General features: G+C 39.1%; 16 protein-coding genes and 1 tRNA gene. All 17 read right to left on the minus strand.

The window, feature by feature from the left end; translation table 11 throughout:
* A partial coding sequence (locus RWZ99_RS07715) for a class II fructose-bisphosphate aldolase (protein WP_314677733.1) occupies window positions 1-662 on the minus strand: 662 nt, incomplete at its 3' end.
* A gap of 145 nt (window positions 663-807) precedes the next feature.
* Window positions 808-893 (minus strand) — tRNA-Leu (locus RWZ99_RS07720).
* A 197-nt stretch (window positions 894-1,090) separates the two neighbouring features.
* Complete coding sequence (locus RWZ99_RS07725) at window positions 1,091-2,386, minus strand: gamma-glutamylcysteine synthetase (protein WP_314677751.1); 1,296 nt, start codon at window positions 2,384-2,386, stop codon at window positions 1,091-1,093.
* Between the two features lie 246 nt (window positions 2,387-2,632).
* The gene (gene rplQ, locus RWZ99_RS07730; RefSeq protein ID WP_002885709.1) at window positions 2,633-3,019 is read right to left on the minus strand and encodes a 50S ribosomal protein L17; all 387 of its coding nucleotides are present in this window, start codon (window positions 3,017-3,019) and stop codon (window positions 2,633-2,635) included.
* 17 nt (window positions 3,020-3,036) lie between these two features.
* The gene (locus RWZ99_RS07735) at window positions 3,037-3,975 is read right to left on the minus strand and encodes a DNA-directed RNA polymerase subunit alpha (protein ID WP_314677737.1); all 939 of its coding nucleotides are present in this window, start codon (window positions 3,973-3,975) and stop codon (window positions 3,037-3,039) included.
* A 48-nt stretch (window positions 3,976-4,023) separates the two neighbouring features.
* Window positions 4,024-4,407 carry a 30S ribosomal protein S11 gene (gene rpsK / locus RWZ99_RS07740; RefSeq protein WP_004195509.1) on the minus strand — a complete coding sequence of 128 codons (384 nt, stop codon included), beginning with the start codon at window positions 4,405-4,407 and terminating at the stop codon, window positions 4,024-4,026.
* Between the two features lie 23 nt (window positions 4,408-4,430).
* A complete protein-coding gene (gene rpsM / locus RWZ99_RS07745) occupies window positions 4,431-4,796 on the minus strand; it encodes a 30S ribosomal protein S13 (RefSeq protein WP_002885820.1) in 366 nt (121 codons plus the stop codon).
* A 17-nt stretch (window positions 4,797-4,813) separates the two neighbouring features.
* On the minus strand, window positions 4,814-4,930 hold the full coding sequence (gene rpmJ, locus RWZ99_RS07750; protein ID WP_000868345.1) for a 50S ribosomal protein L36: 117 nt from the start codon (window positions 4,928-4,930) through the stop codon (window positions 4,814-4,816).
* A gap of 25 nt (window positions 4,931-4,955) precedes the next feature.
* A complete protein-coding gene (infA, locus tag RWZ99_RS07755; protein WP_001040189.1) occupies window positions 4,956-5,174 on the minus strand; it encodes a translation initiation factor IF-1 in 219 nt (72 codons plus the stop codon).
* A 117-nt stretch (window positions 5,175-5,291) separates the two neighbouring features.
* Window positions 5,292-5,948, minus strand: coding sequence for an adenylate kinase (locus tag RWZ99_RS07760; protein WP_002885632.1), 657 nt, complete (start codon window positions 5,946-5,948; stop codon window positions 5,292-5,294).
* A gap of 131 nt (window positions 5,949-6,079) precedes the next feature.
* Window positions 6,080-7,375 (minus strand): preprotein translocase subunit SecY, encoded by a 1,296-nt coding sequence (gene secY, locus RWZ99_RS07765; RefSeq protein WP_314677744.1) that lies wholly within the window; start codon window positions 7,373-7,375, stop codon window positions 6,080-6,082.
* 16 nt (window positions 7,376-7,391) lie between these two features.
* Window positions 7,392-7,832: a 50S ribosomal protein L15 gene (rplO, locus tag RWZ99_RS07770; RefSeq protein ID WP_002885849.1), complete on the minus strand. Its 441-nt coding sequence runs from the start codon at window positions 7,830-7,832 to the stop codon at window positions 7,392-7,394.
* 127 nt (window positions 7,833-7,959) lie between these two features.
* Window positions 7,960-8,142 (minus strand): 50S ribosomal protein L30, encoded by a 183-nt coding sequence (rpmD, locus tag RWZ99_RS07775; protein WP_002885773.1) that lies wholly within the window; start codon window positions 8,140-8,142, stop codon window positions 7,960-7,962.
* A gap of 14 nt (window positions 8,143-8,156) precedes the next feature.
* The gene (rpsE, locus tag RWZ99_RS07780; RefSeq protein ID WP_002885626.1) at window positions 8,157-8,651 is read right to left on the minus strand and encodes a 30S ribosomal protein S5; all 495 of its coding nucleotides are present in this window, start codon (window positions 8,649-8,651) and stop codon (window positions 8,157-8,159) included.
* A gap of 18 nt (window positions 8,652-8,669) precedes the next feature.
* Window positions 8,670-9,026 (minus strand): 50S ribosomal protein L18, encoded by a 357-nt coding sequence (gene rplR / locus RWZ99_RS07785; protein WP_302224429.1) that lies wholly within the window; start codon window positions 9,024-9,026, stop codon window positions 8,670-8,672.
* 89 nt (window positions 9,027-9,115) lie between these two features.
* On the minus strand, window positions 9,116-9,652 hold the full coding sequence (rplF, locus tag RWZ99_RS07790) for a 50S ribosomal protein L6 (RefSeq protein ID WP_002887056.1): 537 nt from the start codon (window positions 9,650-9,652) through the stop codon (window positions 9,116-9,118).
* A gap of 130 nt (window positions 9,653-9,782) precedes the next feature.
* A partial coding sequence (rpsH, locus tag RWZ99_RS07795; protein ID WP_314677749.1) for a 30S ribosomal protein S8 occupies window positions 9,783-10,073 on the minus strand: 291 nt, incomplete at its 5' end.

Below are 10,073 nucleotides of genomic sequence, written 5' to 3' on the forward strand. Positions count from 1 at the left end.
GCTGCTTGGATTTGATCATCAGGAATACCTGATCCACCGTGCAATACGATTGGGAAGTTAGGTACAGCTTCTGTCAATTTTTGCAAGTGATCAAGGTGAAGACCAGTCCAGTTTTCTGGGTAAGGACCGTGGATGTTACCGATACCTGCTGCAAGGAAGTCGATACCAGTTGCAACCATAGCTTTAGCATCTTCGATTGGTGCCAATTCACCGTCACCGATGATACCATCTTCTTCACCACCGATTGTACCAACTTCAGCTTCAACTGATACACCATTAGCATGTGCAAATTCAACAACTTTAGCTGCTTTTTCAAGATTTTCTTCAACTGGAAGGTGAGATCCATCAAACATAACTGAAGTGTATCCTACACGAATACATTCCAAAGCATCTTCGTAGTGACCGTGGTCAAGGTGAATAGCAACTGGTACAGTGATACCCATTGACTCAACCAATTCTTCAATAAGGGCTTTACACAATTTGTAACCACCCATATACTTAGCCGCACCCATAGAAGTTTGGATAAGTACTGGAGCTTTTTTAGCTTCTGCTGCACGCAAGATAGCTTGAGTCCACTCAAGGTTGTTTGTGTTAAATCCACCAACTGCATAACCATTGTCACGAGCTGCTTGAACAAATTTTTCTGCTGAAACGATTGCCATTATAAAGGCCTCCTATATTTTTTTGGGATTGAACCCGTTTACATGTTTATTTTATCACAATTAGACTCAAAAAACTAGTTTTTCCATAATTTGTAAGCGTTTTGATTTTTTAATATAAAAAAACCAGTCTATTGACTGGTTACTCTGCGGAAAGAGGGACTTGAACCCTCACGACCTAAAGCGGTCACAGGATCCTTAGTCCTGCGCGTCTGCCAATTCCGCCATTTCCGCTAACAACAGTAGTTATTATATCAAGTTTAACAATCACTGTCAATACTTTTTTGAAAGTTTTTTCTTGAAACTCTCTATTGTCTCTTTCGAAACAACTATCATATAATACCATTTATTGTATGCTATTGTCAATAAACTTTTTGGCTTTTTTAGTTTTTCCAAAACATTACTTGTATACTATTTGGCACTATCTGGAATTAGTCTAAACGAGCTTTCAAAGCAGCTAATCTTTCTTGAAGAGGAGCTAAGTAGACTTCTTCTTCAAAGCCACGGTTTTTGAGTCCTTCCTCTGCACAAGTTAGTAGAGCCTCTGTCAAAGGCAGAATCAATTTGAAATCAGTCTTTGAGATTTTCTTTTTCGAAAACAAGCGACGAATTCTAGGGTAATCATAGTCAAAAACCTCAAATAAAGGTGCGTCTTTTAAAATACCTTCTAGTGTCTCTAAGTTAACTAAAAGACCAAGGTGAAAGGCTGCTGGTGCAAAAGTCGCTGAGAAAGGCTGCGTACAAACACTTCGAAACTCAACGGTTCCCCTAGTCGTTAAATCTTGAAATTGATAAGAACGGTGACTTTTGAAATCTTCCTCATTTGGCACAATCGTAGCAACTTCCCCCTGAATAGAGCGAGCTTCGATATAAGGTCTCGTTAGATAGTCTTTAGCACGAATCGGTTCAAAATAGTAAGTTTCTTCACCCCTCTTAGCTGTAAAAATTGCAGTCTCAGACAGATAAGAAAAATAGTCATCTTCGTTTTTAAACGCCTTCGGAAATACTCCTGCATTTTCCTTAAACACACCATGCATGGAATTCTCCCAGAAAACATCACGTGAAAGCGCAAGATCCCAATCAGAACCCCAAAATTCAGAGTTTGCCAATAATACCGCCTTGGGTCCCTCTATTTGATTAAAAGCATTTAGAACCCTCAAATAGGATGTTTTTGAGACATCTAACTGTACCTGACTCCCACAGATAAAAGAGCCATATTCAGGGTAATCGTGAAAGAAAGAATCATTCTTGGCTTTAGAGAGCTCGAGAAAATCCATAAGCATCTCATAACGAGGAGATTTAACAGGTCTATTATCATTCTTTGCCCAGTTTGGATTTACCCCCCATCCTTGCAACTCATGATTATGGTCGCGAAGATACGGTTGAATCATACTGAGGTAAGTATCTAGACGTTCCTCAACTTCAGAAATGCGGCTAGCCTTTGCAAAAGCAAATTCAATCGTATTGTATGAAACTTCAAAAAGAATCATATCACCAGAAACCTGATCAATAAGTTGAATAGGATTATTATCAGAATCAAACTTATCAGCATGAAAATCAAAATTATTTAGAAGATAGACGAATAACTGTTTCGTTAGAGAAACATCAGTAGCATTCCCACTCAAATTAACTACAGGATATTCCAACTCGATTCCAACAAATAGTTCAGGCTGATCCTTGATTGGCTTATAGTACCTTTGTTTAAGCAGCTCCTTAGCTCTGGTCACAATAATATCCCCCATGTAAAAATAAGTCTAATTCATTATATCAAAATATTCAGACGATTTATAGACAAAAAACGCCTGCTTACGAAAAATAACAGTATTATCTTTCGTAAACAAGCGTTACATGCTTATTTATTCCCATTTTATGATGAGTGTTCCCGCTAGGCGTCTGCCTAGCGGTAGACCAGAGCTAGACTAAGAAAAGCTAAGCTATTCCATCATCATAACACTCAACAAAATTGATAAAAATTAAACAAGTTCGATGATTGCCATTGGGGCAGCATCGCCACGACGTGGTTCTGTTTTAAGGATACGAGTGTATCCACCGTTACGTTCAGCATAACGAGGTGCGATTTCTGAGAAAAGTTTTTGAAGAGCAGTTGTTGATGTATATTTATCAGTTGCTTCATCATAGCTTTCAGATGCAATTTCGTTACGTACAAATGCAGCTGCTTGACGACGTGCGTGCAAATCACCACGTTTACCAAGAGTGATCATTTTTTCAACTGTTTTACGGATTTCTTTAGCACGTGCTTCAGTTGTAACGATTGCTTCGTTAATGATAAGATCTGTAGTCAAATCACGAAGAACCGCTTTACGTTGTGAGCTTGTGCGTCCAAGTTTACGGTAAGCCATGTTATCCTCCTATATTATTATTTATCGTTTTTAAGTCCAAGTCCAAGATCAGCCAATTTAACTTTGACTTCTTCAAGTGATTTACGACCTAGGTTACGGACTTTCATCATTTCAGGCTCAGTTTTCTCTGTCAAATCATGGACGGTATTGATACCGGCACGTTTCAAACAGTTATATGAGCGTACAGACAAATCAAGTTCTTCGATGGTACGGTCAAGCACTTTTTCATCGTTCACTTTCTCAGTTTCCTTCATCACATCTGTAGCTTTAGCCACATCAGTAAGGTCAGTAAACAAGTTCAAGTGTTCAATCAAAACACGAGCCGAGAGACCGAGGGCATCTTCTGGGATGATTGTTCCGTTTGTCATGATTTCGATTGTCAATTTATCAAAACCATCATTGCTACCTACACGAGCAGGTTCAACTTGATAATTGACTTTTTTCACTGGTGTGTAGATTGAATCTACAGCCAAAGTTCCCACTGGTGCATCATCTTTCTTGTTTTCTTCTGCTGGAACATAACCACGGTTTGTAGCTACTGTCATAGTTGCTTGCAATGAAGCACCTTCAGCGATTGTGAAAAGATAATGATCAGGGTTAACAATTTCAATGTCGCTATCAGTCAAGATATCTCCAGCAGTAACCTCAGCTGGACCTTGAACATCAAGTTCAATTGTTTTTTCGTCTTCGACGTAAGATTTTACAGCAAGTCCTTTAATATTAAGGATAATTTGCATCACGTCTTCACGGACGCCTGGTACGGTATCAAATTCGTGGAGTACTCCATCAATTTTAATTGATGTTACGGCAGCACCTGGAAGTGATGACAAAAGTACACGACGAAGAGAGTTACCCAAAGTTGTACCATAACCACGTTCTAGTGGTTCGATGACAAATTTGCCGTAATCTTTATTTTCATCAATTTTTGTTATTATTGGTTTTTCAAACTCAATCATTTATTATACTCCCTCGAAACGAACCTTGTGTACTATTGTTGTTAAAGATTACACACGACGACGTTTTGGAGGACGAGCACCATTATGTGGTACAGGAGTTACATCACGGATTGCTGTTACTTCAAGACCAGCAGCAGCAAGAGCACGGATAGCAGACTCACGACCTGAACCAGGACCTTTAACAGTTACTTCAACTGTCTTAAGACCGTGTTCTTGTGCAGATTTAGCAGCAGCTTCAGAAGCCATTTGAGCAGCAAATGGTGTAGATTTACGAGAACCTTTGAAACCAAGAGCACCAGCTGATGACCAAGCAATTGCATTACCATGCACATCAGTAATCATAACAATAGTGTTATTAAATGTAGCGTGAATATGAGCAATACCAGATTCGATATTCTTTTTCACACGACGTTTACGTGTTGGTTTAGCCAAGATTTTTACCTCCTTATTTTATTTTATTTTTTCTTACCTGCAATCGCAACAGCTTTACCTTTACGAGTGCGAGCATTGTTTTTAGTGTTTTGTCCACGAACTGGAAGTCCACGACGGTGACGGATACCACGGTATGAACCGATTTCCATCAAACGTTTGATGTTCAAGTTTACTTCACGACGAAGGTCACCTTCAACTTTGATTGCATCCACTTCACGACGGATAGCGTCTTCTTGATCGTTTGTCAAATCTTTAACGCGGATGTCTTCAGAAACGCCTGCAGCAGCCAAGATTTTCTTAGATGTTGCAAGCCCGATACCATATACGTAAGTAAGTGAAATTACTACACGTTTATCGTTTGGAATGTCAACTCCAGCAATACGAGCCATGATTTCTCCTTTCTATATTATCCTTGACGTTGTTTGTGTTTTGGATTTGTTGGACAAATTACCATAACACGACCGTTACGACGAATAACTTTACAGTATTCGCAAATTGGTTTAACCGATGGTCTTACCTTCATGTTTTAATCCCTCCAATTATTTCGATTATTTAAAGCGGTATGTGATGCGTCCACGTGTCAAATCATAAGGACTCATTTCAACAGTCACACGGTCACCGACCAAAATACGAATGTAGTTTTTACGGATTTTACCAGAAACTGTCGCCAAAATTTGGTGTCCATTTTCCAACTCAACAGTAAACATAGCATTAGGCATAGTTTCGACAACTTTACCTTCAATTTCAATCACGTCTTCTTTTGCCACGCAAAAGTACCCCCTAAAATTTCGATTTGATTTCCTCTGAGCACAGAGGTAACAATTATAAGCCAGACTAAAGTATTATAACATGCTTAAGTCTGATGCGCAAGTAAGATTTTATAATTATTTAATTGCTGCAATCGCTTTTTTAACATCAGCGAATACATCGTCAATATCCTGGTTTCCTTGAATATCTGATACAAGACCAAGCTCACGGTAGTGTGCAATAATTGGCTCACCTTGAGCAATGTTTACATCAAGACGACGTTTAACAGTTTCAGGTTTATCATCTTCACGTTGGAAGAATTCATGTTCACCGCAAACATCACATGTTCCTTCAACCTTAGTTGGGTTGAATACTTTATGGTAAGTAGCACCACATGAGCGACAAATGAAACGACCTGAAAGACGTTCAACCAAGCTCTCTGGATTAACTTCAATATTAATTACACCGTCAAGTTTAATACCAAGTGCTTTCAATGTTTCATCCAAAGCATGAGCTTGTTCAATAGTACGTGGGTAACCATCTAGCAAGAAACCTTTTTCAGCAATATCAGATTCAGCCAAACGTTCTTTAACAATTCCATTTGTAACTTCGTCTGGTACCAATTCACCTTTATCGATGAATGATTTTGCCAAAGTTCCCATTTCTGTTTGATTAGCCATAGCAGCACGGAACATATCACCAGTTGAGATGTGAGCTACACCAAATTCTTCAACAATTTTTGCAGCTTGAGTCCCTTTACCAGCACCTGGTAGACCCATAATTAAAAGATTCATCTTACGAACTCCTTATTTTTGTTTTCAAATAACTCTATCAAAGTTTAGCAACCTTGGTAGAGTTATCAAAAAACAAAAGAGAAGGGACAGAAAGTTACCTTTCTTTCCCTCTCAATTGTTCATGAGAAGACTTAGTCTTCACGATTCATAAATCCAACGTACTGACGTTTCAATAGGTAACCCTCAAGTTGTTTCATACCTTCGATACCAGTTGAAATCAAGATCAAGAGTGATGTACCACCAAGTGCGATTGAACTTGTGAGGTGCATAAACTGTTGAGCCGCAATTGGAGCCAATGAAATAAACGCGAGAAATACAGCCCCGATTGTTGCCAACCTCTTAAGCAATGAAGACATGTACTTTTCAGTCTCACGACCTGGACGAACACTAGGAATGTAAGACCCATTCTTTTGAAGGTTTTCTGCAGTTTTTTCAGGATTTACTTGGACAAATGTGTAGAAGAATGAGAACAAGATAATCAATATCGCATAAGTAATCATTCCACTAGGGGTATTATACGAGAGTAGTCCTTGTAAATGTGATAACCACGTAACCTTAGAGAAGAATGGAAGAATCGTACTAGGAATTGTCGTAATCGAGCTAGCAAAGATAACGGGAATAACACCAGCTGGATTAACTTTCAAAGGTAAGTATGAACTCGTTGGAGCCCCTTGAACCAATTTCGTATATTGAATTGGAATTTGATATTCTGCTTGTTGTACAAATGTCGTAAAGAAGACAATCGCCAAACCTACCACAATCAACAAAGCGACGATGATATATGAACGAGTCAAATCTTCTGTACGAACATTGACAAAGAAATCCTCGTAAATTGTTGAGAACATTTTTGGAATGGAAGCAATGATACCTGAGAAGATAATCATTGACACACCATTACCAAATCCTTTATCAGTAATTTGTTCACCAAGCCATGTCACAATTATGCTACCAGCAGTTAAAATTGTCCCAATCAATAGATATGTTGAAACATTAGGTGTTTTAACCAATGAAATTGATGAGAGAGTATTAAAACTTGCTGTAATACCAATCGATTGAACAAAGGCTAAGACAAGAGTGATATAGCGAGTCGCTTGATTCAATTTACGGCGACCAACTTCCCCTTGTTTGCCCCACTCTACAAATTTTGGATAGATATCCATCTGCAAAAGTTGGACAATGATTGATGCTGTAATGTAAGGACTAACCCCCATCGAGAAGATAGAGAAGTTATTCATAGCATTACCAGACACCAAGTTAAGCATGTTCAAGAAAGGTAAATCACTTAATTGTTTCAAACTTTCAGCGTTGATACCAGGAACCGTTACATGAGTCCCGACACGAAAAACGAAAATAATGAAGATTGTAAATAAAATCTTATTACGAACGTTTTTGACTTTCAACGCATCTTTTAATAGTTTAAAGAACATAATGAGTTACCCCTCATTAGATGACTTCGATTGAACCACCTTTAGCAGTGATAGCTGCCTCAGCAGATTTTGAGAATTTAGCTGCTTTAACAGTCAATTTCTTAGTCAATTCGCCGTTACCAAGAACTTTAACGCCTGATTTTTCAGCACGAACGATTCCAGCTTCTTTAAGAACTGCTGGAGTTACTTCTGTACCATCTTCAAAAACGTTCAATTGATCAAGGTTTACAAGTGCGTATTCTTTAGCGTTGATGTTAGTGAATCCACGTTTTGGAAGACGACGGAACAATGGAGTTTGTCCACCTTCAAATCCTGGACGTACGCCACCACCACTACGAGCTTTTTGACCTTTTTGACCACGGCCTGAAGTTTTACCGTTACCAGATGAAGTACCACGACCTACACGGTTACGGACTTTACGAGAACCTTCAGCAGGTTTCAATTCATGAAGTTTCATTATTATTTTCTCCTCTTTTTGTAAAATGCTAGCGCCTCTAACCAAGTAAGGTAGCTTGATTAGAAACTCGCCTATACATGAAATTCAGTTTAAGTCGCAAGGTAACCCTCACGACTTAAATCAATTTTTATTTAACGTCTTCTACAGTTACCAAGTGAGATACTGCGTTGACCATACCACGAATAGCAGCGTTATCTTCTTTAACAACTGAGCTATTCAATTTACCAAGTCCAAGAGCAACAACTGTTTTACGTTGTTCTGGTTTGCGTCCGATTGGAGACTTAGTCAAAGTAATTTTAATTTGAGCCATTGTTATCTCCTTTCTTATGCCAAGTCAGATACTGAGATGCCACGAAGAGCCGCAACTTCTTCAGCACGTTTAAGTTGTTTCAATCCTTCAACAGTCGCACGAACGATGTTGATTGGAGTGTTTGAACCAAGTGATTTAGATGTTACATCAGCAACACCAGCCAATTCGATGACGGCACGTACTGCACCACCAGCGGCAACCCCAGCCCCTTCAACAGCTGGTTTCAACAATACTTTCGCTCCACCAAATTCTGAACGAACTTCGTGAGGAATAGTTGTACCAACCATAGGAACTTCGATAAGGTTTTTCTTAGCTGCTTCAACTGCTTTACGGATAGCTTCTGGAACCTCTTGAGATTTACCAGTACCAAATCCTACGCGACCATTACGGTCACCAACAACAACAAGAGCAGCAAAACGCATGTTGCGTCCACCTTTTACAACTTTAGTAACACGGTTGATAGCAACTACGCGTTCTTCAAGTTCTACTGCATTATCTTTAAATGCCATTATTAAGTGTCCTCCCTATTAGAATTTCAATCCGTTTTCACGAGCTGAGTCAGCCAAAGCTTTAACACGTCCGTGATAGAGATATCCACCGCGGTCAAACACCACTTCAGAAATACCTTTAGCTACTGCGCGTTCAGCAACAAGTTTACCGACAACAACGGCTTGTTCAGTTTTAGTTCCTTTTGAAACTTCTTTGTCAAGAGTTGAAGCACTTGCGAGCGTTACACCCGCTACGTCATCAATTACTTGAGCGTAGATGCCTGTATTAGAACGGAATACGTTCAAACGTGGGCGATCAGCAGTTCCAGAGAGTTTTCCGCGAACGCGACGGTGGCGTTTTTGGCGGAGTTTGTTTTTATCTGGTTTCGAAATCACAATTTTCACCTCTTAATTATAATGCTTGCTCATGAGAGCTTTTGGTAAGTAGACAATCTAAAAAGAATTGCCACAAGGATAAAATCCTATTATTTACCAGTTTTACCTTCTTTACGACGTACGTATTCACCAACGTAACGGATACCTTTACCTTTGTAAGGCTCTGGTGAACGAAGGCTACGGATGTAAGCTGCTGTTTGACCAACAACTTCTTTGTTGATACCGCTAACGACAATTGAAGTTGCAGATGGTACTTCAAAAGTAATACCTTCTGGAGCTTCAACTTCGTCTTGGTGAGATTTACCAACTGAAAGAACAAGTTTTGTTCCTTGGAGTTGAGCACGGTATCCGACACCGCGCATTTCAAGTTCTTTTTTGAAACCTTCAGAAACACCAACAACCATGTTGTTCAAGTTTGCACGTGAAGTACCGTGGATTGTTTTGTTTTCTTTTGAGTCGTTTGGACGGTGAAGTGTAACTTCGTTGCCTTCAACTTTGATTTCAATATTTTTGTTAAACTCACGAGTGAGTTCGCCTTTAGGTCCTTTAACAGTAACAACGTTATCGTTATTTGTTACTTCAACACCAGCAGGCAAAGTAATAACTTTATTACCAATACGTGACATAGTATTTAATTCTCCTGTTAGATTATCAAGCCACTAACTAAGTGACTAGTTTTCACGGGGATGAGTTTCATAGAATTAAATCAACGAAACTCGCACGAATAGTTAAATAATCGCGCTTAGTATTAACCTCTTACCAAACGTAAGCGATAACTTCTCCACCAACGTTCTTTTGACGTGCTTCTTTGTCAGTCAAAAGACCTTCTGAAGTAGAAATGATCGCGATTCCAAGTCCGTTAAGAACTTTAGGAACATCTTCACGTTTAGAGTAAACACGAAGACCTGGTTTAGAGATACGTTTCAAGTTAGTGATAACACGTTCACCGTTTTGTCCGTATTTCAAGAATACGCGGATGATGCCTTGTTTGTCATCTTCAATAACTTCAACGTTTTTTACAAAACCTTCACGTTTAAGGATTTCAGC

Source organism: uncultured Streptococcus sp., assembly GCF_963545685.1.
Taxonomy (GTDB): domain Bacteria; phylum Bacillota; class Bacilli; order Lactobacillales; family Streptococcaceae; genus Streptococcus.

Bases quoted from the DNA above. Each gene is read 5' to 3' on its own strand.
- rplQ (WP_002885709.1), bottom strand. From the start codon at position 3,019: ATGGCTTACCGTAAACTTGGACGCACAAGCTCACAACGTAAAGCGGTT.
- rpmJ (WP_000868345.1), bottom strand. From the start codon at position 4,930: ATGAAGGTAAGACCATCGGTTAAACCAATTTGCGAATACTGTAAAGTT.
- rpmD (WP_002885773.1), bottom strand. From the start codon at position 8,142: ATGGCTCAAATTAAAATTACTTTGACTAAGTCTCCAATCGGACGCAAA.
- rplO (WP_002885849.1), bottom strand. From the start codon at position 7,832: ATGAAACTTCATGAATTGAAACCTGCTGAAGGTTCTCGTAAAGTCCGT.
- RWZ99_RS07760 (WP_002885632.1), bottom strand. From the start codon at position 5,948: ATGAATCTTTTAATTATGGGTCTACCAGGTGCTGGTAAAGGGACTCAA.
- RWZ99_RS07735 (WP_314677737.1), bottom strand. From the start codon at position 3,975: ATGATTGAGTTTGAAAAACCAATAATAACAAAAATTGATGAAAATAAA.
- rpsM (WP_002885820.1), bottom strand. From the start codon at position 4,796: ATGGCTCGTATTGCTGGAGTTGACATTCCAAACGATAAACGTGTAGTA.
- secY (WP_314677744.1), bottom strand. From the start codon at position 7,375: ATGTTCTTTAAACTATTAAAAGATGCGTTGAAAGTCAAAAACGTTCGT.
- rplF (WP_002887056.1), bottom strand. From the start codon at position 9,652: ATGTCACGTATTGGTAATAAAGTTATTACTTTGCCTGCTGGTGTTGAA.
- rpsE (WP_002885626.1), bottom strand. From the start codon at position 8,651: ATGGCATTTAAAGATAATGCAGTAGAACTTGAAGAACGCGTAGTTGCT.